Source organism: Mycobacterium sp. IDUB_1 (assembly GCF_055419625.1).
Map to the genome: position 1 here is coordinate 1,142,538 of NZ_JBVAYA010000001.1, position 21,499 is coordinate 1,164,036.

The following is a 21,499-nucleotide window of genomic DNA, read 5'->3' on the forward strand; positions in this document are numbered from 1 at the left end:
GGTCAGGCGCCGGCGTCCGGGACGACCGTCGTGGTCACCGGCGGAGCCTCCGTCGTGGGCGGCGCGGCCGTCGTCGTCGGAGGAGCCGCCGTGGTGGTCGGCGGTTGCGTCGTGGTCGTCGGACGGGTCGTCGTGGTGCGCGTCGTCGTCGTGGTCGGCTGCGTGGTGGTCGTCGTGGTGCTCGTCGTCGTGGTGGTGGTCGGTGCCGTCGTCGTGGTCGACGACGACGGAGCCGTGGTGTCGGTGGTCGACGGCGGCGGTGGTGGCGGGGGCTGGCTCACCGTCGTGGTCGCGACGCCATCGGGGCCGATCGTCACCGTGGTGACCGGCGGGGGCAGCTCCACGGGCGAGGACGCCGCGGGAGGTGTGGCGGTCTCGGTGACCGTGCCCGGGTCTCCGTCGGAGCTGGTCAGCGTGATGGCCAACCCGCCTGCCGCCAGCAGCGCAGCGGCGGCAGCGATGCCGAACAGCACGGGCGGGCGCTTGTACCAGGCCAGCGGCGCGGGCTCGTCGAGCCGGTCGTCTTCCGGGGCGAACGCCACCGATGGCCGGGCCGGATCGGGGGAGGCCACGTAATCCGCGCCGGTGTAGGGGACCGGCTCGCTCCCCAGATCGTCGTCCTGAGACCACGCCAACGCACGGAACGTCGCCGATGCGGCCCCGTCGTCGGCGGCCTGCCCGGCAGCCAGACCCGCTGCGCCCGCGGCCCATGCCGCCGGTGCCATCGCGGTCGGCTCACCGGCTGCGGGCGCCAGACCGGTCGCGGCCTGGGCGTCGAGACTCTGGTTGGCCACCAGTGCCGCACCCGCCGCGACGTTGAGCCCCGACTCCGGCGTGGTGATCACCGGTGCCCGCAGGCGATCTGAAAGCCGTTGTGTGACAACGGGTATGGCGGCTCCACCCCCGACGGTCGCGATGGCTGCGACGTTGGCCGCCGGGACCGCGGCCCGCTGCAGGGCATCGTCGATGACACCGAGGAGACCGCCGAGGGGTTCGGTGATCAGCTGCTCGAGTTCGGGTCGAGTGACCCGGATGTCCGACCGGACGCCGGGCAGCTCGGCAGGCACCACCGTCGCCGTCTGCTCAGAGAGTCGCTCCTTGGCCTTGCGGCATTCGTCGCGCAGCCGGGCCAGCGAGCCGACCGCGGCCGTGCCCGCCGGATCCGCGTCGTTGGCGTCGGCGATGCCGGACAGCACATGGTCGAGCAGGAGCTGGTCGACCGCGTCGCCGGAGAAGTCCGGATACCGCACCGTCTGGCCGACCAGATCGAGGTTGGCTCCCGCGTCGGCGAGCGTGACGCTGGTGCCGCTGCCACCGAAATCGACGAGCACCACCACCCCCTGATCCGGCAGACCCGGCGCGGCCTGCAGTGCGGCCAGGGCTGCGGAGGCGTCGGGGATGAGGGCGGCGGGCACACCGTCGGGGGCGAGGATCGGGCGGGATCGCAGCGCGCCCCGCAAGGCGCCCAGCGTTCCCGGCCCCCAGTGCGCGGGCACGGCGATCGCGACCGGAGAGCCGCCGTCGACCAGACGCGCCATCGCTGCCAGCGCCTCGGCGAGGACGACCTCGCCGCGGTGCGCCGATCCGTCGGCAGCCACCAGCGGAACCGGATCGCCGACACGGTCGACGAACCCGCTCAACACCAGTCCGGGGTGCGTCGCGTCGGTCGGGATTCCGACCTCGGGCGCACGATCGGGATAGACGGTCAGGATCGACCGGCGCGTCACCGGTGGCCGGCCGACGCGCGCGGCCACCAGGTTCGTCATCCCGATCGACAATCCCAGTGGTTCGGTCATGGCGGTGGTGTCCCCTCCTCGGCCCCGTCGGGTCGGTCCGATGCTCGGACCGCACACCACCTTAACGGTGGGAGGCGGGGTGAACAGGCAAGCGCCCCTAGTGTCGCCGAAGCCCCTAACGGGCCATCCCCTAATGGCCCCACCTGCGAGGTGGGTCGAACACCGATCCGTCGAGGCCACCGCACCGATAGCATCGGAGCACACAAGCTGCCAAGGTCATATCGAGGGGAAGGTCAGGACGTGGCGAACTCACTGGTCGATTTCGTGGTGTCGCTGGTGCGCGATCCTGCCGCAGCGGCCGCGTATGCCGCCGATCCGGCGCAGGCTCTCGCCGACGCCCATCTGACGGATGTGACCAGCGTCGACGTGCAGAATCTCCTCCCGGTGGTCGCGGAATCGATCTCGACGGTTGCGCCGGTGCACAGCGTCGACGTGTTCAGCGCCGACCCGGGAATCGATCACGTATCCAACGTCTGGTCCAGCGGAGCCGCCACCGCCGCGTTCGATGCGTTCGACGACCACGTGCCCACCACCTCCGTGATCGACACCGAACATTCCGTGCCCACCATCGTCGACCATCTCGACGAACCCCTGGACCTGATGTCGGCCGTCGACACGTCACCCGAGGTTCCATCGGTGCAGCTAGAGGAACCGGGGGCCGAGCACCTGGGGCTCGCCGAGCCGATGGTCGCAGAGCAGTGGGCCCACGACGTCAGCGGTGGCATCGATGGTGTCCACGATGTCCACCTGATCGATCACCTGCCCGATGTCGATCTCTTCTGACAAACGCCGCCCGAAAAGCCCGCGCAGACCTGTCTGCGCGGGCTTTTTGTGTGTTGAGCTGCGCGAACGGGAGATTCCCCCCGATCCCCTGCTGACCCCCTAATCCCCTAACGGGGGTGGCTGCGAATCCCGTATGGGGGATCTGCAGCGGCGGGTGTCATCCCCGTTTCCGGGCCGCCGCGCAGTCCATAACGTGGTCTCCAGATCGCCGGGAACGGACCGGCGGATTGCCCCGGACACACCAGAAAGGCACTTCCATGACGACCCTGATCGACTTCATCCTCGACCTGTTCCGCAGCCCGGCGTCGGCCGCCTCGTTCGTCGTCGACCCTGACGGTGCCCTGCGCGACGCCGGCCTGCCGAACGTCACCGCCGCGCAGCTCGCCTCGGTCGCGGCCACCGCCGCACCGGCCGGATACGCACTCGGCGGCGGCGACCCGATCGTCGGACTGCAGCGCGCCGTGGCCGACCACCACCAGCTGGCCTCCAACTTCGCCTCTCCGTTCTCGCCCCAGACCTCCTGGGCCCCGCAGAACACCTTCGCCCCCGAGACGAACACCGACCTGGCCAGCCACAACAACATCCCGGTCGCCAGCCCGGTGCAGGACGCCGGCGCGAACGCCCAGAACGGCGCCTTCAACCTCGGCTTCGGTGACATCACCCTGGGTGACAAGAGCACCAACACCGCCACCAACGGTGGCGTCGTGGTCGACGGAGACAACAAGGGCGACATCGTCAGCGGTGACGGCGCGGTCCTCGGCAACAACAATGACGTCAACAACGGCGACATCCTCGCCGGGTCGGGCTCGCACGTCGCGGTCGGCCGCGGCAACGAGATCGAGGACAACAGCCAGCACGCGGGCGGTGACGTGGTCTCGGGCAACTCCGGCGCCGTGATCAAGGACAACGATCTGTCCGGCGGCAACGGCGGCGGCTCGCACGGCGGCGGCAGCCTGCTCGGCATCGGCAGCGGCAACTCCGCAGGCGGTGACGGCGGCAACGCCGGTTCGATCATCGTCTCGGACAGCCACGCCAACAGCGGAACGCAGACCACCATCGGTGGTGACTCCGGAAGCCACAACTCGGTGGACTCGTCGACCAACACCTCGGTGAACACCGAGACCTCGCACGACACGTCGATCGAGGACCACTCCTCGAGCTACGAGTCGAACATCGGGTCGGGCAACGAGACCGCGATCGGGTCGGGCAACCACACCGACACGTCGCTGTTCTCGGGCAACGAGGCCGGGCTGTCGTCGCACACCGACATCGCCTCGCACAACCCGGACGTCGCGTCTCACAACGATGTGGCCTCCCACAACCCCGTTCTCGACGCGTTCTGATCCACCCACCCGCTGGCGGGGACCGCACCGGTCCCCGCCAGCTCGGCGTTTACCGTTGACATCCAGAGCGAAGGCGAAGGAGGGGTACATGACCCAACCGACCCGCGTGCTGATCGAGCTTCTCGACCACACGAAGGCGATCGCCGAGACCCGCCAGCGCGGGGACCTGGCCGCCCGGCTCGCCCGGGCCAAGACTCGTGTCGAGGACCCGCAGATCCGCGTCGTGATCGCCGGCCAGCTCAAGCAGGGCAAGAGCCACCTGCTGAACTCGCTGCTCAACATGCCGGTGGCGCGTGTGGGCGACGACGAGTCGACGGTGCTGCCCACTGTGGTGTCCTACGGCGATCCGGCGTCGGCCCGCCTGGTGGTCGCTCGCGCGGGTGGCGACGAGCCGGAGCTGGTCGAGATCCCGGTCACCGAATTGGGCACCGACCTGCGTCGCGCTCCGGTGGCCCGCGGCCGTGAGGTGCTGCGTATCGAAGTGACCGCGCCGAGCCCGCTACTCAAAGGTGGCCTCGCGTTCGTCGACACCCCCGGGGTGGGCGGACACGGCCAACCGCACCTGTCGGCCACGCTGGGCCTGCTGCCCGATGCCGACGCCATGGTGCTGGTCAGCGACACCAGCGCCGAGTTCACCGAACCGGAGATGACGTTCCTTCGCCAAGCCCTCGAGGTGTGCCCCGTCGCCGTGATCGTCGCGACCAAGACCGACCTCTACCCGCACTGGCGCCAGGTGGTCGACGCCAACACCACACACCTGCGCCGGGCCGGCGTCACCACGGCGATGATCCCCGCGTCGTCGGTCCTGCGCAGCCACGCCGTCCAGCTCAACGACAAGGAACTCAACGAGGAGTCCAACTTCCCGGCGATCGTGAAGTTCCTCTCCGAGGAGGTGCTCGGTAGGCAGAAGGACCGGGTGCGCGACCACGCTCTCGGCGACATCCGCGCCGCCGCAGAACACCTGATGCTCGCCGCGCAGGCCGAACTCGCCGCGCTCAACGACCCGCACACCCGCGAGAAGCTGACCGCCGACCTGGAAGCCCGCAAGCAGGAGGCCCAGGATGCGCTGCAGCAGACCGCGCTGTGGCAGCAGGTGCTCTCCGACGGCATCGCCGACCTGACAGCCGACGTGGATCACGATCTGCGGCAACGGTTTCGAACCATCACCTTCCACACCGAAGCGGTGATCGATGCCGGCGATCCGACGCTGCAGTGGGCCGAGATCGGCGCCGAACTGGAAGAGGCGGTGGCCACCGCGGTCGGCGACAACTTCGTGTGGGCCTACCGGCGCGCCGAGGCGTTGGCCGCCGAAGTGGCCCGCACGTTCTCCGAAGCCGGGCTCGACTCCGTCCGGATGCCCGCCCTCGACCCGCGCGCCATGGGTGCGGAATTCGCCGAGTTCTCGTCACTGGCCCACCTCGAGGCCAAGCCGATCAAGACCGGCCACAAGATCGTCACCGGCATGCGCGGCTCCTACGGCGGCGTGCTGATGTTCGGCATGCTGACCTCGTTCGCCGGGCTGGGCATGTTCAACCCGCTGTCACTGGGTGCCGGCCTCGTGCTGGGCCGCAAGGCCTACAAGGAGGACATGGAGAACCGGATGATGCGGGTGCGCAACGAGGCCAAGACCAACGTGCGCCGATTCGTCGACGACGTCGCGTTCGTCGTCGGCAAGGAGTCCCGCGACCGGCTCAAGGGGATCCAGCGTCAGCTGCGCGACCACTACCGCGGGATCGCCAATCAGACCAGCCGCTCGCTCAACGAGTCGCTGCAGGCGACGCTGGCCGCGGCCAAGGTGGCCGAGAGCGAACACGCAGGCCGGGTCAAGGAACTCGAAAGGCAGCTCAACATCCTGCGCCAGGTGGTCGAGCACGCCGACAAACTCGCCGTCGAAGGGTCACTAAGCTCGAAGAGCTAGACAGTCGGGCGAGCAGGACGGGACGGCACTGAGCACCAGCGACCGCGTGCGGGCGATCCTCGGCGGCACCATCGCCGCCTACCGTGCCGACCCCTCCTACCGCGACCGCCCCGCCCTGCATCACGAGCTCGCCCGCGTCGGCCACCGGCTCAACCAGCCGATGCGCATCGCGCTTGCCGGCACCCTCAAGGCCGGCAAGTCCACGCTGGTCAACGCCCTCGTCGGGGACACCATCGCCCCGACCGACGCCACCGAGGCCACCCGCATCGTGACGTGGTTCCGGCACGGGCCCACCCCGCGGGTGAGCGCCAACCACCGCAACGGCCACCGCTCGAACGTGCCGATCACGCGTGACCCGACCGACCGGGGTCTGACCTTCGACCTGGCCCGGCTCGACCCCGAGGACGTCGTCGACCTCGACGTGGAGTGGCCGGCCGCCGAGCTGGTCGACGCGACGATCATCGACACCCCCGGCACGTCGTCGCTGTCGCGCGACGTGTCCGCCCGCACGCTGCGACTGCTGGTCCCCGCCGACGGGATACCGCGCGTCGACGCGGTCGTCTTCCTGCTGCGCACCCTCAACGCCGCCGACATCGCGCTGCTCCAACAGATCGGGGACCTGGTCGGCGGCTCGGCCGGCGCCCTCGGCGTCATCGGGGTCGCCTCCCGGGCCGACGAGATCGGGGCAGGCCGCATCGACGCGATGATGTCCGCCCGCGACGTCGCGCAGCGGTTCACCGCCGAGATGGACCGCACCGGGATCTGCCAGGCCGTGGTGCCGGTGTCCGGCCTGCTCGCGCTGACCGCCCGGACCCTGCGACAGAGCGAGTTCGTCGCGCTGGAGAAGCTCGCCGGGGTCGAGGGCACAGAGCTGGCGAAGGCGATGCTGTCGGTCGACCGGTTCGTCCGAGAGGACGCTGAAGGAAGCCCGGCCCTGCCTGTCGACGCCGCGACCCGCGCCGCGTTGCTCGACCGCTTCGGCATGTTCGGCATCCGGATCTCGATCGCGGTGCTGCGCGCCGGGGTCGGCGACTCGGTGGCCCTGGCCGACGAGCTGCTGGAACGCAGCGGGTTGGTCGCGTTGCGCGAGGTGATCGACCAGCAGTTCGCCCAGCGCTCGGAGCTGCTGAAGGCGCACACCGCGCTGCTGACGTTGCGGGAGATCGTCACCCGCAACCCGATCCCCGCGACACCGCACATCCTCGCCGACATCGAGCCGCTGCTCGCCGACACGCACGCCTTCGAGGAGCTGCGACTGCTCAGCGCGCTGAGGTCCCGCCCGACGACGCTGAACCCCGACGAGATGGCCTCGCTGCGACGGCTGATCGGCGGGTCGGGCGCCGACGCCGCAAGTCGGCTGGGCCTGACGCCGGAGACCTCCGACGACGGTCCCCGGGCGGCGTTCGCCGCGGCGCAACGCTGGCGTCGCCGCGCCGAGCACCCCCTCAACGACCCCTTCACGACGCGGGCCTGCCGGGCCGCGGTGCGCAGTGCCGAAGCGCTGGTCGCCGGCTATTCCTGAGTGCGCTCGCGCGCTTAACGTTTCGGCCGCGCCGAGCGATGGACAGGTATGCGTTCTTCTGTGGGGATTTCGCTGGGTTCGGCGAACGTCGTCGCGGTGGCCGACGGCCGGCCGATCGTCCGGCCCACGGCGGTGACGGTCCGGCCCGGCGTCACGGTGACCGGTTTCCTCGACCGCGTCGGGGACCCGGTGCCCATGCTGGCCGCCGACGGTTCCGCACACCGTGCCGACCGCCTGGTCGCCGCCGCGATCGAGGCCGCTACCCGGCACGCAGCTCCTCGGCGGCGCCCGCAGGTCGGCGCCATCGCGGTGCCCGGGCACTGGACCGCCGGCGCGATCGCCGCGCTGAGTGCCGCTGCCCCCCACCTGCGCGTCGTGCCCGACACGACCGCAGCGCTGACCGCGGTGGCGGCCGGAGCCGGCCTGCCGGCGCGTGGCGTGGTGCTTCTCTGTGACCTCGGTGCCGGCGGCACGAACATCACGCTCGCCGACGCCGGTGCCGGGTTCGCGCCGATCGGGCCGACCGTGCGCTGCGACGACTTTTCCGGCGACCTCATCGACCAGGCGGTGCTGCGCCACGTGGTCGACGGGCTGAACCTCGACCCGGCCGGCACCTCTGCCGTGGCCTCACTGCACGATCTGCGGGCCGAGAGCCGGGCCGCCAAAGAGCGGCTGTCGCAGGTGACCGCGACCGCGCTGGCCGGGGCTCGCGGTCCCGTCCGCGTGACGCGCGGTGAACTCGAGGCGCTGATCGACGAGCCCCTCGATCGCCTGATCGCGACGATCGTCGACATCGTGCACCGCGCCCGCGTCGTTCCCGTCGCTGTCGTCACTGTCGGTGGCGGAGCGCGTATTCCACTGGTGACACAGCGGCTCTCCGACGCGTTGCGCTGCCCGGTCCGCACCACCGCGCACCCGCAGATCGCCGCGGCCGCCGGCGCCGAGCTGCTCGCCCGACGCGGTCTCGACCAGCAGGCCGTCACCATCGCGGCGCCCGCGCACGACACCGTCCTCGCGCCGCTCGTCCCTGCGCTGGCCTGGTCGGCCGAGGACGACGACGCGGCAGAGACCGAATTCGCCATGCCGGCTGCGGACACCGGGGCGGCGGCGCGACCTGTCGTGCAGTTCAGTCATGAGTCCGCCGCAGAGAGCCCGGCGACGAAGCGTGTGGCGGCACCGGTGTGGCTCGCGGGCGCGGCGTGTGCTGCGGCGATCGCGACGGCTGCGGTGATGCTGACCAGCCAGATCGCCCGCAGCGACGAGACCACGGCCGCGTCGGGCATCAGCACGCCCGTCGCCATGCACGCGCTGGAGCCCTCCGCGGCACCCCCGGCGGAGGCACCGCCGGCCGATACCGTCACGCAGGCGGTCCAGGCCGCCGCGCCGGCACCCCAGCAGGTCGCGGTCCAGGCCGCCCCCGCGCCGGCGGCTCCGCAGGGTCAGGTGGTCGCCAAGGAAGCAGCTCCCGCGCCGGCTCCCGCTGCACCCGCACCGGCTCCTGCGCCGGCGCCCGCCCCGGCGGCACCCGCTCCTGTGTGGCCGAGAATTCCGTTGCCGCAGTTCACGTTCCCCGCACCAACGCCGAAGCCGAGTCCCGAGCCTGCGCCGTCGTCGGCCCCGCCGTCCACGCCAGAACCGACCCCGACGCAGACACCCACGCAGACGTCGACCCAGGCGCCCGAGCCGTCGACCCCGGCACCCTCCAGCGAGGCGCCCACCAGCGAGGCACCCGCGACGACTACGGCTACGGCGCCGGTGGAGGAGCCGACGACTGCGTCACCGTCTGTGTCGCAGTCTCCGTCTGCGTGACGGTGCTCGTACTGGTACTCGTACTCACCGATGTCGAGGGCGTTGTCGTCGCCGTGGTCGTCGTCGGCGCAGTGGTCTCGGTCGTCGTCGGTGTCGTGGTGGTCGTCGTCGGAGCTGTCGTCTCGGTGGAGGTCGCGGTCGTCTCGTCCGCGGTCGAACTCGGCGCGACAGCCGGCGCCGAACTCGATGTCAGCGGGGTCAGCGACGCGGTCGTCGGCTCCGACGGGGCGTCCCCGGTGATGGCCTTCGCGAGGCCGAAGATGATCAGCGCGACGATGACCGCGCCGAGCGCTCCGAACGCCACCAGCGCAGCGGGCTTGCGGTACCAGGGCGTCGGCTGAGCGTGTTCAGCCTGGTAGTCGTCCTGATAGCCGGGTTGACCGTAGTTGCTGAGCTGGGTCTCGTCGTCGTCGGAGTAGTAGTTGTCGTCGTCACCGGATCCGTTTCGCGCCACGGATCCCGATAGTAGGGCTCTCGCCCGCTACGTCCCCGGGTACAGCGTGCGTGTCACGTTGGTCCTCGGCCGTTTGCGCGTCGTCGTGGTGTCGCCGTCGTCGTCATCGTCGCGGGTGCGTGACGTGCGGGGTGGCCGGGATGTGCTCGACGTGTCGGAATCCGTGGTGGTCGGCGGCGTCGACTCCGGATTGATGTCGGTGGTCACCGGGGGGCTGGTGCTGGTGATCGTCCCCGTGGTGGTCGGTGTCGACGACGCCGGCGCCGAGTTCGACGAGAACGTGGGGTCGACGTAGTTCAGCGGTGCCGGCTCAGGACCGGAGAACTGCCGACCGAGCCAGAGCCCGCCCGCGACCAGCGCCGCGATGACCGCCAATCCCACCACGCTGACGCCGAGAAGCGTCGAGGTGCGGTTGTGCCACGGAACGTCCGACGGATCGCGATGCGCGCCCTCGTCTCGATCCGGCCTGGTCACGGCCACCGATAGTAACCGCGGGCCGGCCCGATCCGCTGAGTCAGCCGAACTGGGGGACGACGGACTCGGCGAAGAAGTCGACGTGGTCGAGGTCGGACATGTCGAGGAGCTGCAGGTACACCCGCTGGACGCCGGCCTCGACGAAGGGTCCGAGCTTGTCGACGATCTCGTCGGGGGAGCCGACTGCGGGGGAGTTGCTGCGCAGTTCGTCGACCTCGCGGCCGATGGCAGCGGCGCGGCGAGCGATCTCGTCGTCGTCCCGGCCCGCGCACACCACGAACGCCGCGGAGTACACGATCGAATCCGCCGGTCGGCCCGCCGCCTCGACCGCGTCGGCCACCCGGCCGAACTGGGTCTTCACCGTGTCCAGTGGCGCGAACGGGATGTTGAACTCCTTCGCGAAGCGTGCCGCCAGCGCCGGTGTCCGCTTGGCGCCGCCGCCGCCGATGATGATCGGCGGATGCGGCGACTGCGCCGGCTTGGGCAGTGCCGGCGAGTCCGCGATGCTGTAGTGCGTGCCGTCGTAGTCGAAGGTCTCGCCGGTCTCGGTGGTCCACAACCCGGTGATGATCTCGAGCTGCTCGGTCAGCCGGTCGAACCGCTCGCCCAGCGGCGGGAACGGGATCGCATACGCCTTGTGCTCAGCTTCGAACCAGCCCGCGCCGATACCGAAATCGACACGGCCGCCGCTCATCTCGTCGACCTGAGCGACCGAGATGGCCAACGGACCCGGGTGGCGGAACGTCGCGGAGGTGACCATCGTGCCGAGTCGGATCGACGACGTCTCGCGGGCCAGGCCTGCGAGCGTCACCCAGGAGTCGGTGGGGCCGGGCAGCCCGTCGCCGCTCATCGCGACGTAGTGGTCGGATCGGAAGAAGGCGGAGTAGCCGGCGCTCTCGGCCGCCTGTGCGACGGCGAGCTGATCGGCGTACGTGGCGCCCTGCTGGGGTTCGACGAAAATACGGAAGTCCATGGCTTTCTCCTCTGTCACAGTCCGCCGCGGGCGGACTTCACCGTGGCCACCAGCTCGGGCGGGCCGTCGAACTGGACCTGGGCTTCGTCGCGGCCGGTGATGAACAACAGCAGCTCACCCGGGTCCCCGATGACCGTCAGCATGGGGCCGCGTCCCACCGTGGCGAGGCGCTGGCCCTGCGGCGTCTGCAAGACCACCTTCGCGGGGGAGCGCCGCAGCGTCATCCGCGCCATCATCCCGACGGGACGGCGCAGCGCAGAGACGGTCTGATCGTCGAGCGGGCGGGGTTCCCAGCCCGGGCGTGCCCGGCGGACGTCCTCGTGGTGGATGAACATCTCGGCCACGTTGGCGATCGGATCGAGCAGCTTGAACGGCGAATACAGCGGGGGACCCTCGGCCACCTGGTTGACCAGGGCATCCCAGTCCGACGCCGCGGACACCTGCTTCTGCACCCGATCGGTGTAGCCGGCGAGCGCGGGGATGAGGATGCCGGGCGCGGCGTCGAGGCGGCGTTCCCGCACGACGAGATGGGCGGCCAGTTCGCGGGCGTCCCATCCGTCGCAGAGCGTCGGGGAGTCGGGCGAGAGGGTGCGGAACGTGGACACCAGAGCGGCACGTTCCCGCTGGGCGACGGTCATGGGTGCAGTTCCTTTCAGCCGAGCGCGCGATCGAGGTTGATCGCGGCGCTGATCAACGACAGGTGGGTGAAGGCCTGTGGGAAGTTGCCGACCTGATCACCGGTGGCGCTCACTTGTTCAGCGTAGAGACCCACATGGTTGGCATACGTGAACATCTTCTCCAGCGCCAGCTGCGCGTCCCGCAGCCGTCCCGCCCGAGTGAGTGCCTCGACGTACCAGAAGGTGCACAACGAGAACGTGCCCTCCTTTCCGTCGAGGCCGTCGCTGTCGTCGTACCGGAAGACCAGGCTGTCGGTGACCAGCTGGCGTTCGATGGCGGCCAGAGTCGACAGGAACCGCGGATCGATCGGCGAGATGAACTTGACCATCGGCATCAGCAGCACACCCGCGTCGAGCGTGTCGTCGTCCTCGAACCGGGTGAACGTCTCCAGCTCGGCGTTCCAGCACGCTGTCATGATCCGGTCGTAGATCTCGTCGCGGACCCGCGACCAGGTCACCAGGTCGGCGGGCAGACCGCGCTGCCGGGCGATCCGGATGGCGCGTTCCAGCGCGACCCAGCACATCAGCCTCGACGTGGTGTTCGCCTTGTCGCCGTCGCGGACCTCCCACATCCCGGCGTCGTCGCGCTGCCAGTTGTCGACCACCCAGCCGATCACGTAGCTGACGTCGGACCAGGCGTCGTGGCTGATTCCGGCTCCGTACTTGTTGAACAGGTACACCGAATCGATCAGATCGCCGTAGATGTCGAGCTGGAGTTGCTCGGCTGCGGCGTTGCCGATCCGTACCGGCTTCGAGTCCAGATGCCCACGGAGATGGTCGAGTTCGATCTCCTCGGGCGTGTTGCCGTCGATGTCGTAGAGCACCCGCAGCGGCCCCAGGCCGTCGGCTTCCCGCTCGCATCGGCCCAGCCGCCGCGACAGCCATTCGATGAAGGCGTTGGCCTCGTCGTTGAAGCCCAGCCGCAGCAGCGCGTACAGGCTGAATCCCGCGTCGCGCATCCACACGTACCGGTAATCCCAGTTACGCTCGCCACCAATGGTTTCCGGCAGGCTGGTGGTGGGCGCCGCGATGATCGCGCCGGACGGCTCGTGGGTGAGCAGTTTCAGCGTGATCGCAGAGCGCTCCACCATCTCGCGCCAGCGCCCTCGGTAGCGTGACTTCGCCAGCCAGGTCCGCCAGAACCGGGCGGTGGCCTCGAACAGGGCGTCCACGTCGTGAGCGTCATCGATGTCGGCGTCGGGGCTGTCGAGCACCTCGAGCACGAACTCCGTCACCTCACCGGTGCGCACCGTGAACTCGGCGCTGACCACGCCGTCGTCCACGGTGACATCGATGGTCGGGGTCAGCGTCATCGCCAACTCGTCGGAGCGGAAGTCGATCCTGCCGGCGCGCGATGTCACGGCGAACCGCGTTCTGCCGTAGTCCGGCCGCGCGTCGAGGGTCATCCGCAGGGTCGTGGTGCCTCGCACCGCGACGATCCGGCGCACCAGACGCTGCCGGTGCTCCTCGTCGCCCGCCCGCCGCACCGGCATGAAGTCGTGTATCTCGATCACGCCGTGCTCTGTCAGAAATCGGGTGATCAGCGTGGCTGATTCGGGCAGGTAGAACTGGTGGGACGCGGCACTGTCGCAGACAGGTGTCAGTGTCCAGCTACCGCCAGAGTCGGTGTCGAGGATCGCGCCGAAGACACTGGGGGAGTCGAACCTCGGCGCGCAGAACCAGTCGACGGTGCCGTCGGTGGCGACCAGCGCGCACGTCCGCAGATCGCCGATCAATCCGTGTTGCGCGATCGACGGGCCATCAGGCATCAGGTAGCCGCCACCCGCGAGGGCCGGGCAGCGTCAGCGCGGATTCTGGGCCCCACGACCCCTGTGCATAGGGCTGCACGGACGGCGGATTGTCGAGAACGGGTTGGCACACCTGCCAGAGCCGGTCCACCTCGTCGCCGCGGGCGAACAGTGTCTGATCGCCGCGCATGACATCGAGCAGCAGCCGCTCGTAAGCCTCGAGCGCGTCGTCCTGGTGGTCGGTCCGGGCCACGTCGAGCTGGGTGCGCAGCGGTTCGACAACGGTGTCCGCTCCAGGCCGCTTGACGTTGAGAACAACTGTGGCCGAGGGCTTTTGACTCAGCTCGAGTCCGAGCTCGTCAGGCTCCGGCGCGTCTCCGGAGAACGGGGACGGCGGCGTGCGGAACGTCACCGTGACGCTGCGTCGATTGTCTGCCAGTGCTTTTCCGGTGCGCAGATAGAACGGCACGTCGCGCCAGCGCTCGTTGTCGACGAAAGCTTCGAGGGCCACGAAGGTCTCCACCTGCGAATCATCTGCGACATCTTCGTCGTCGCGGTAACCGTCGTACTGCCCGAAGACCACCCGGTCGGGGTCCAGCGGGCGCATCGCCTGGAACACCGCGGCTTTGGCTTCCCGCAGCGCGTCGGCGTCCACCGTCTCCGGCCTTTCCATCGCGACGAACCCGAGCACCTGGCACAGGTGGGTGGTCACCATGTCCCGAAAACATCCGGTGGACTCGTAGAAGCTGCCCCTGCCCTCCAGCCCGAGGTCCTCGGGAACATCGATCTGCACCGACTCGACATTGTCTCTGTTCCAGGCGGATTCGAGGATCGCATTGGCGAAGCGCAGAGCGAGGATGTTCTGCACGGCCTCCTTGCCCAGGAAGTGATCGATGCGGTAGACCAAGCTCTCTTCGGTGACAGAGGACACCGTGGCATCGAGAGCGCGCGAACTGTCGAGATCGGTGCCGAAAGGCTTTTCGATGATCATCCGGGCGTCGGTGGCGAGCCCTTCACGGCCCAGCATCGCGATCATCGACTCCATTGCCGTGGGTGGCACCGACAGATAGATCACCGTCTGGGCGTCTGCGCCGAGATCGGACTTGGCGGCGGACACCGCCGACGCCAGATCGGCGCCGTCGTCGGCATTCGAGGTCTGAAAAGACAGGCGCTGCAACAGCTTGTCGGCGACGTCGGCGTCGAGATCATCGATCGACTCCGACAGCCCGGTGCGGATCGACTCGCGGAAGGCGTCGATGCTGTCGGGTGCGCTGCGTCCCGATCCGACGATCGCGTACTCGTCGGGGAAGTGCCCGGCTGCGGCGAGCCGGTAGATGCTGGGGAACAGCATCCGGCGGGCAAGGTCGCCGCGGGCGCCGAAGAGCACCAGGACGAACGGATCGACAGTCATGTGGCTGACTCCTGGAGGTTCAACAGTGCGTTTTCGACGACTTCGGTGAGCGCCGGATGGATCCAGTAGGGCCGGCCTGCAAGGTCCTGTGCGGTGATACCGAAGTTCATGGCGACGACGAAGATCTGGATCAGGCTGGCGGCCTGGCCGCCGATCAGATGGGCGCCCAGGATCGCTCCGCCGGGTTCGGTGAGCACCTTGCACAGCCCCGTCGTGTCCTGCATGGCCCATCCGTAGGCCACATCGGAGTACTCGGCGACGCCGACGCGGTACTCGAGTCCCTCACGCCGACAGTCGTCTTCGGTCCGCCCGACCGACGCGATCTGGGGGTTGGTGAACACTGCCGACGGCACCAGGTCGTGAATGATCTCCCGGAGGTCGTCGGGGTACAGCAGATTGTGCTTGACGATGCCGGCCTCGCGATTGGCGACGTGTTTGAGGGGGATCGGGGTGCTGACGTCGCCGAGGGCGAAGATCCCCTCGGCGGAGGTGCGGCAGTAGCTGTCCACGGCGATGCGGCCGTCGTCGTGGGTGTCGATGCCGGCCTTCTCGACATCGAGGCGGTCGCTGTTGGAGCGGCGTCCCGCGGCGACCAGCAGCGTGTCGGCCTTCACCGACGTGCCGTCGTCGAGCTCGATCGTCAGATCCCCTGGCCTGCCGGCGATTGTGACGAGCGCCGTGCCGCACCGCAGGTCGTAGGTCTCGCGCATCAGGTCCGTGTACACGTCGCGCACGGCGTCGTCTTGCGGACTTCCCAGAAGTCGCCCCGACTTCTCGATGATCGTGATGCGACTGCCGGCGGCGGAGAAGACGTGCGCGAGCTCGGCGGCGATGTAGCCGCCGCCGAGCACTGCGAGATGCTCAGGTGGCGCGTCGCGTCGCATCACCGTGTCGGATGTCTCGTAAGGCAGACCCGAGTCCGCGACGGCGTCGGGCACCACCGGGCGGCTTCCCGCCGCGATCACGATCCGCTCGGCTGCGATCTCGACGGGGCCGTCGTCCGTCGCAACCTCCACCCGGCGCGGACCCGTGAAGCGCGCGTGCCCGTGGTAGACGCTGATGAAATCGCTGTCTCGGCGCCCTTGTTCACCCTCATCGGCCAGCGCGTCGGTGCGACGGAAGACGCGATTCCGGACGTCCGACCAGCGCATGCGCGGGCTGCCGGCGTCGATGTCGAAATGCCCGGCCGCAGCGACGGTGTCGGCGACCGCAGCGGTGTAGGACTGCATCTTCGACGGGATGCATCCGTAGTTGACGCAGGTGCCGCCGAACTTTCGATCGTCGATGATCGCGACGTCCAGATCGGCGAACTGGTCGTCGATGACCATGTTGCCCGAGCCGGCCCCGATGACAACGAGGTCGTGTGTGTGCACCCACCGCCTGTTCCCGGCGCACCGGGCGGGTCAAACCCTAGAAGCTCTCGACACCCTCGGTGCTGATCGTCATGCCGTGCCCGGTGCCGTCGTTGGTGAAGGTGGTGCCGTCCTCTGTCGCGTCGATGGTCCACCCGAGTGCGGAGTAGGTGCTGTAGTCCAACGTGACGGCCGGGATGGCGCCGAGATTGCCGAGCACCCAGCTGACCCGGCCGTCGGCGGTCAGGCGTACGCCGTTGGCCGGCTCGCCCTCGACCTCGGGGGCGTTGGTGAAGGCCGACTCGCAGCCGACCTCCTGCTCGTCGAGCTGGCAGCGGGTCTTGCCGGACTTGGTCTGGATGAAGACGTAGCCGTTCTGCGGGCTGAGCACCTCACCCGACGGTGCGCGGGTGGTCGTGGACGGCGGCGCAGGTGGGGGAGGGCTGGGCGGCGGCGTGGAACGGCTGGGCCGGGGGGTGGGGAAGTTCGGCTCGATGCCGGTGTCCGGGCTGCGGGTGGCGGTGCCGTCGATCGAGGACTGGCAACCGGTGAGCGCGGCGACGGCCAACAACCCTGCCGCCACCAGCCGCGTGTTCACCTGGCCCAGGGTACGCAGCATGTTATCCGTGTGACGGGAGTGACTCGCGGTCGGCGTAGAAGTACTCGCGCGCGGCAGGCTGCGCGGCGGCCAGCATGGAGTCATGACAGCTGAAGAGGCGCGGACCCCTGCGGAGTTCCTGTCGGCTTGCGGACTGGGCGCCGCCCTCGTCGCCGTGCTCGCGGCACTGTCGGTGTTCGGCGACTCGTCCTTCGGGGTGCTGGCGTTCACAGGTCTGCAGCTGGCGTTCGGCTGACCTGCCACCCAGTGAGAAGCCATGGTCGTGAATCGCGCGCGATCGCAGCCGTGACTGCGCCCGCGATGCGCCCAGCCATCGCGAAAGTGCCCTGGCGGTAGTTGAAGGCGCGTTGCAGCGACGGTGAGTGCACTTTCGCGGTGGGTGTCACGCCCTGGGAACAAACCTCGCCGCCGACCCGTTGACACCTTCGACAGTTGAGTGGCATCGACTCAAGTTCTGCTTGACAGGGCCCGCCTTCGAAGAGCAGTCTTGAGCCTGGTGCACTCAGTACACACGTTTCGTCTAATCAGGAGGCAGTAACTATGGCTCGTGCGGTCGGCATCGACCTCGGGACCACCAACTCCGTCGTCGCAGTTCTGGAGGGCGGCGACCCCGTCGTCGTCGCGAACTCCGAGGGCTCCCGCACCACCCCGTCGGTCGTCGCGTTCGCGCGCAACGGCGAGGTACTGGTCGGTCAGCCCGCCAAGAACCAGGCGGTGACCAACGTCGACCGGACGATCCGTTCGGTGAAGCGGCACATGGGCTCCGACTGGACCGTGGAGATCGACGGCAAGAACTACACCGCGCAGGAGATCAGCGCCCGCGTGCTGATGAAGCTCAAGCGCGACGCCGAGTCCTACCTGGGGGAGGACATCGCTGACGCGGTGATCACCGTGCCCGCGTACTTCAACGACGCCCAGCGGCAGGCCACCAAGGAAGCCGGCCAGATCGCCGGCCTCAACGTGCTCCGCATCGTCAACGAGCCGACCGCGGCCGCGCTGGCCTACGGCCTGGACAAGGGCGAGAAGGAGCAGACCATCCTGGTGTTCGACCTCGGTGGTGGCACGTTCGACGTGTCCCTGCTCGAGATCGGCGAGGGTGTCGTCGAGGTCCGCGCGACCTCCGGCGACAACCACCTCGGTGGTGACGACTGGGACGACCGGATCGTCGAATGGCTCGTCGACAAGTTCAAGAGCACCGCGGGCATCGACCTGACCAAGGACAAGATGGCGATGCAGCGGCTGCGTGAAGCGGCCGAGAAGGCCAAGATCGAGCTCTCGAGCTCGCAGAGCACCTCGATCAACCTGCCCTACATCACCGTCGACGCGGACAAGAACCCGTTGTTCCTCGACGAGCAGCTCACGCGCGCCGAGTTCCAGCGCATCACCCAGGATCTGCTGGACCGCACCCGCAAGCCGTTCCAGCAGGTGATCAAGGACGCCGGCATCGCCGTCGGCGACATCGATCACGTCGTGCTGGTCGGTGGCTCGACCCGTATGCCCGCGGTGTCCGAGCTCGTCAAGGAGATGACCGGCGGCCGGGAGCCCAACAAGGGCGTCAACCCCGATGAAGTCGTAGCGGTCGGAGCTGCCCTGCAGGCCGGCGTGCTCAAGGGCGAGGTCAAGGACGTGCTCCTGCTCGACGTCACCCCGCTGAGCCTGGGTATCGAGACCAAGGGCGGCGTGATGACCAAGCTCATCGAGCGCAACACCACGATCCCGACCAAGCGGTCCGAGACGTTCACCACGGCCGACGACAACCAGCCGTCGGTGCAGATCCAGGTGTTCCAGGGCGAGCGTGAGATCGCCGCGCACAACAAGCTGCTCGGCAGCTTCGAGCTGACCGGCATCCCGCCGGCTCCGCGCGGTGTGCCCCAGATCGAGGTCACCTTCGACATCGACGCCAACGGCATCGTGCACGTCACGGCCAAGGACAAGGGCACCGGCAAGGAGAACACGATCAAGATCCAGGAGGGCTCCGGCCTCTCCAAGGAAGAGATCGACCGGATGATCAAGGACGCCGAAGCGCACGCCGACGAGGATCGCAAGCGTCGCGAAGAGGCCGACGTCCGCAACCAGGCGGAGTCGCTGGTCTACCAGACGGAGAAGTTCGTCGCCGAACAACGCAGTGCAGCGTCCTCCGAAGGTGGATCGAAGGTCTCCGAGGACACGCTGACCAAGGTCGACGGCGCCATCGCCGAGGCCAAGTCCGCCCTCGCCGGCACCGACATCTCGGCGATCAAGTCCGCGATGGAGAAGCTGGGCACCGAGAGCCAGGCCCTGGGCCAGGCCATCTACGAGGCCACCCAGGCCGAGCAGGGCTCCGCGGGCGGCGACGCCCCGGGTGGCTCGAGCTCGAGCTCCAACGATGACGTTGTCGACGCCGAGGTTGTTGAGGACGATCAGGAGCGCAAGTGAGTGACGAGCAGGAACCGATCACCGTCACCGACAAACGCCGTATAGACCCGCAGACCGGCCAGGTGCGCGACGCACCTGAGCCGGCCTCCGGGCTGGCTGAGGAGGCGCCGACCGTGTCCGAGGAGTCGCAGGACCAGGCGGCCGAGCTGCTGGCCGACCTGCAGCGGGTGCAAGCCGATTTCGCGAACTACCGCAAGCGGTCGCTGCGCGACCAGCAGGTGGCCACCGAGCGGGCCAAGGCTCACGTGGTGACCCAGCTGCTGCCCGTGCTCGACGATCTCGAGCGGGCCCGCGCACACGGCGACCTGGACTCCGGGCCGCTCAAAGCCGTTGCGGACAAGCTGGTTTCGACCCTCGAAGGGTTGGGCCTCAAGCCGTTCGGCGAGGAGGGCGACGCCTTCGATCCGTCGCTGCACGAAGCGGTGCAGCACGAAGGCGACGGCACCCATCCGGTGGTCGGGACGGTCATGCGGCGCGGCTACACCGTCGGCGATCACGTCGTTCGCCACGCGATGGTGGGCGTCGTCGACACCGTGCCCGACGCGGCAGGATCGGCGAATGCCGACCAAGAGCCGCAAAACCCATCAGAATCATAGGAATTGAAACCGCAACACACAGGTATGCGAAAAGGTGAGGAGGTGACGCGGTATGGCCCAGCGTGAATGGGTTGAAAAGGACTTCTACAAGGAGCTCGGCGTCGCCTCCGACGCCGGCCAGGACGAGATCAAGCGGGCTGCCCGAAAGATTCTCGCCGAGAACCACCCCGACCGGAACCCCGGCAATGCCGCGGCCGAGGAGCGGTACAAGGCCGCCTCGGAGGCCAAGGAAGTGCTGACCGACCCCGCCAAACGTAAGGAGTACGACGAGACCCGTCGGCTCTTCGCGGGTGGCGGATTCGGCCGGGGCCGCTACAGCGGCGGCGGTGGCGGATTCGGCGGGTTCGGCGCAGGCGACGGTCAGGAGTTCAACCTCAACGACCTGTTCGACGCGGCCGGTCAGACCGGCGGTGCGAACATCGGTGACCTGTTCGGTGGGTTGTTCGGTCGCGGCGCGCAGCAGCCGCGTCCGAGCCGCCCCCGGCGGGGCAACGACCTCGAGACCGAGACCGAGCTGAGTTTTCTCGAGGCCACCAAGGGTGTGGCGATGCCGTTGCGGCTCACCAGCCCTGCCCCGTGCACGAACTGCCACGGCAGCGGTGCCCGCCCCGGCACCAGCCCGAAGGTCTGTCCGAACTGCAACGGCGCCGGCGTGGTCAGCCGTAATCAGGGCGCCTTCGGCTTCTCCGAGCCGTGCACGGAATGCCGTGGCAGCGGGTCGATCATCGAGCACCCCTGCGACGAGTGCAAAGGCACCGGCGTGACCACCCGCACGCGCACCATCAACGTGCGGATCCCGCCGGGAGTCGAAGACGGACAACGCATCCGGCTTGCCGGGCAAGGTGAGGCCGGGTTACGCGGTGCCCCGTCAGGTGACCTCTACGTCACCGTGCATGTGCGCCCCGACAAGGTGTTCGGCCGCAACGGCGACGACCTGACGGTCACCGTGCCCGTCAGCTTCCACGAGTTGGCTTTGGGCACAACGCTGTCCGTGCCGACGCTGGAAGGCAAGGTCGGGGTCCGGGTGCCCAAGGGGACGTCGGACGGACGCATCCTGCGGGTGCGCGGTCGCGGCGTGCCCAAACGCTCCGGCGGCAACGGCGACCTGCTGGTCACCGTCAAGGTGGCCGTGCCGTCGAATCTCGAAGGTGAGGCCGCCGAAGCGTTGGAGGCCTACGCACAAGCCGAGCGCGCCAGCGGCTTCGATCCGCGGGCGGGATGGGCCGGTGTCCAGTGAGTCCCGGGCGCAAAGACCACAATGACCAGGCCAGGACGTTCCTGATCTCGGTCGCGGCCGAGCTGGCCGGTATGCATGCGCAGACGCTGCGCACCTACGACCGGCTCGGCCTGGTCAGCCCGGAGCGGACATCCGGTGGGGGACGGCGCTATTCGCAGCGCGACGTCGACCTTCTGCGTGAGGTTCAACGGCTGTCGCAGGACGAGGGCGTCAACCTGGCCGGTATCAAGCGCATCATCGAGCTGACCAATCAGGTCGAGGCGCTGCAGGCGCGGGTGCGTGAACTCACCGCCGAGGTGGAGCACCTGCGTGCCCAACCTCGGCCCAAGAGCACAGCGCTGGTTGTCTGGCAGCCGCGCAACCAGCGCTGAG

Annotated in this window: 19 protein-coding genes; 11 read left to right on the forward strand and 8 right to left on the reverse strand. The window is 69.0% G+C overall.

Annotated features, from left to right (window positions below; all coding sequences use genetic code 11):
• Positions 1-2: 2 nt before the first annotated feature.
• Entirely contained in the window at positions 3-1,796 is a 1,794-nt protein-coding gene (locus tag ACZYYX_RS05735) for an Hsp70 family protein (RefSeq protein WP_463813467.1), read from the reverse strand.
• Between the two features lie 240 nt (positions 1,797-2,036).
• Here ACZYYX_RS05735 and ACZYYX_RS05740 point away from each other — a divergent pair, with 240 nt between their 5' ends.
• From ACZYYX_RS05740 to ACZYYX_RS05765, 6 genes are all read left to right on the forward strand, one after another.
• Positions 2,037-2,579 carry an Rv0340 family IniB-related protein gene (locus tag ACZYYX_RS05740; protein WP_463813468.1) on the forward strand — a complete coding sequence of 181 codons (543 nt, stop codon included), beginning with the start codon at positions 2,037-2,039 and terminating at the stop codon, positions 2,577-2,579.
• Between the two features lie 257 nt (positions 2,580-2,836).
• Positions 2,837-3,922 carry an IniB N-terminal domain-containing protein gene (locus tag ACZYYX_RS05745; protein ID WP_463813469.1) on the forward strand — a complete coding sequence of 362 codons (1,086 nt, stop codon included), beginning with the start codon at positions 2,837-2,839 and terminating at the stop codon, positions 3,920-3,922.
• 88 nt (positions 3,923-4,010) lie between these two features.
• Complete coding sequence (gene iniA, locus ACZYYX_RS05750) at positions 4,011-5,840, forward strand: isoniazid-induced dynamin-like GTPase IniA (RefSeq protein ID WP_463813470.1); 1,830 nt, start codon at positions 4,011-4,013, stop codon at positions 5,838-5,840.
• Between the two features lie 28 nt (positions 5,841-5,868).
• On the forward strand, positions 5,869-7,362 hold the full coding sequence (locus ACZYYX_RS05755) for a dynamin family protein (protein WP_463814819.1): 1,494 nt from the start codon (positions 5,869-5,871) through the stop codon (positions 7,360-7,362).
• A gap of 48 nt (positions 7,363-7,410) precedes the next feature.
• Positions 7,411-9,171, forward strand: a complete 1,761-nt coding sequence (locus tag ACZYYX_RS05760) for an Hsp70 family protein (protein ID WP_463813471.1) — start codon at positions 7,411-7,413, stop codon at positions 9,169-9,171.
• Positions 9,168-9,512 carry a hypothetical protein gene (locus tag ACZYYX_RS05765; RefSeq protein WP_463813472.1) on the forward strand — a complete coding sequence of 115 codons (345 nt, stop codon included), beginning with the start codon at positions 9,168-9,170 and terminating at the stop codon, positions 9,510-9,512. Before ACZYYX_RS05760 ends, ACZYYX_RS05765 begins: the two co-directional genes overlap by 4 nt.
• Before the next feature lie 140 nt (positions 9,513-9,652).
• On the opposite strand, the gene ACZYYX_RS05770 is transcribed toward ACZYYX_RS05765, so the two are convergent.
• The 7 genes from ACZYYX_RS05770 to ACZYYX_RS05800 are packed head-to-tail and all read right to left on the reverse strand — an operon-like array spanning position 9,653 to position 16,858.
• Positions 9,653-10,099: a hypothetical protein gene (locus tag ACZYYX_RS05770; protein ID WP_463813473.1), complete on the reverse strand. Its 447-nt coding sequence runs from the start codon at positions 10,097-10,099 to the stop codon at positions 9,653-9,655.
• Positions 10,100-10,139: 40 nt separating this feature from the next.
• Positions 10,140-11,072, reverse strand: a complete 933-nt coding sequence (locus ACZYYX_RS05775) for an LLM class F420-dependent oxidoreductase (RefSeq protein WP_463813474.1) — start codon at positions 11,070-11,072, stop codon at positions 10,140-10,142.
• Between the two features lie 14 nt (positions 11,073-11,086).
• Positions 11,087-11,710, reverse strand: a complete 624-nt coding sequence (locus ACZYYX_RS05780; protein ID WP_463813475.1) for a TIGR03085 family metal-binding protein — start codon at positions 11,708-11,710, stop codon at positions 11,087-11,089.
• A 14-nt stretch (positions 11,711-11,724) separates the two neighbouring features.
• A complete protein-coding gene (locus ACZYYX_RS05785; protein WP_463813476.1) occupies positions 11,725-13,518 on the reverse strand; it encodes a glycoside hydrolase family 15 protein in 1,794 nt (597 codons plus the stop codon).
• Entirely contained in the window at positions 13,511-14,908 is a 1,398-nt protein-coding gene (gene zwf, locus ACZYYX_RS05790) for a glucose-6-phosphate dehydrogenase (RefSeq protein ID WP_463813477.1), read from the reverse strand. The genes ACZYYX_RS05785 and zwf overlap by 8 nt, the downstream gene beginning before the upstream one ends.
• Positions 14,905-16,281, reverse strand: coding sequence for a mycothione reductase (locus ACZYYX_RS05795; RefSeq protein WP_463813478.1), 1,377 nt, complete (start codon positions 16,279-16,281; stop codon positions 14,905-14,907). Before ACZYYX_RS05795 ends, zwf begins: the two co-directional genes overlap by 4 nt.
• A gap of 37 nt (positions 16,282-16,318) precedes the next feature.
• On the reverse strand, positions 16,319-16,858 hold the full coding sequence (locus ACZYYX_RS05800; protein WP_463813479.1) for a hypothetical protein: 540 nt from the start codon (positions 16,856-16,858) through the stop codon (positions 16,319-16,321).
• A gap of 103 nt (positions 16,859-16,961) precedes the next feature.
• Here ACZYYX_RS05800 and ACZYYX_RS05805 point away from each other — a divergent pair, with 103 nt between their 5' ends.
• From ACZYYX_RS05805 to ACZYYX_RS05825, 5 genes are all read left to right on the forward strand, one after another.
• Positions 16,962-17,114: a hypothetical protein gene (locus ACZYYX_RS05805; protein ID WP_463813480.1), complete on the forward strand. Its 153-nt coding sequence runs from the start codon at positions 16,962-16,964 to the stop codon at positions 17,112-17,114.
• Between the two features lie 305 nt (positions 17,115-17,419).
• A complete protein-coding gene (gene dnaK / locus ACZYYX_RS05810; protein WP_463813481.1) occupies positions 17,420-19,294 on the forward strand; it encodes a molecular chaperone DnaK in 1,875 nt (624 codons plus the stop codon).
• On the forward strand, positions 19,291-19,890 hold the full coding sequence (grpE, locus tag ACZYYX_RS05815) for a nucleotide exchange factor GrpE (protein WP_463813482.1): 600 nt from the start codon (positions 19,291-19,293) through the stop codon (positions 19,888-19,890). The genes dnaK and grpE overlap by 4 nt, the downstream gene beginning before the upstream one ends.
• A gap of 52 nt (positions 19,891-19,942) precedes the next feature.
• On the forward strand, positions 19,943-21,127 hold the full coding sequence (gene dnaJ, locus ACZYYX_RS05820) for a molecular chaperone DnaJ (protein WP_463813483.1): 1,185 nt from the start codon (positions 19,943-19,945) through the stop codon (positions 21,125-21,127).
• Positions 21,109-21,498 carry a heat shock protein transcriptional repressor HspR gene (locus ACZYYX_RS05825; protein WP_463813484.1) on the forward strand — a complete coding sequence of 130 codons (390 nt, stop codon included), beginning with the start codon at positions 21,109-21,111 and terminating at the stop codon, positions 21,496-21,498. The genes dnaJ and ACZYYX_RS05825 overlap by 19 nt, the downstream gene beginning before the upstream one ends.
• Position 21,499 lies beyond the last annotated feature (1 nt).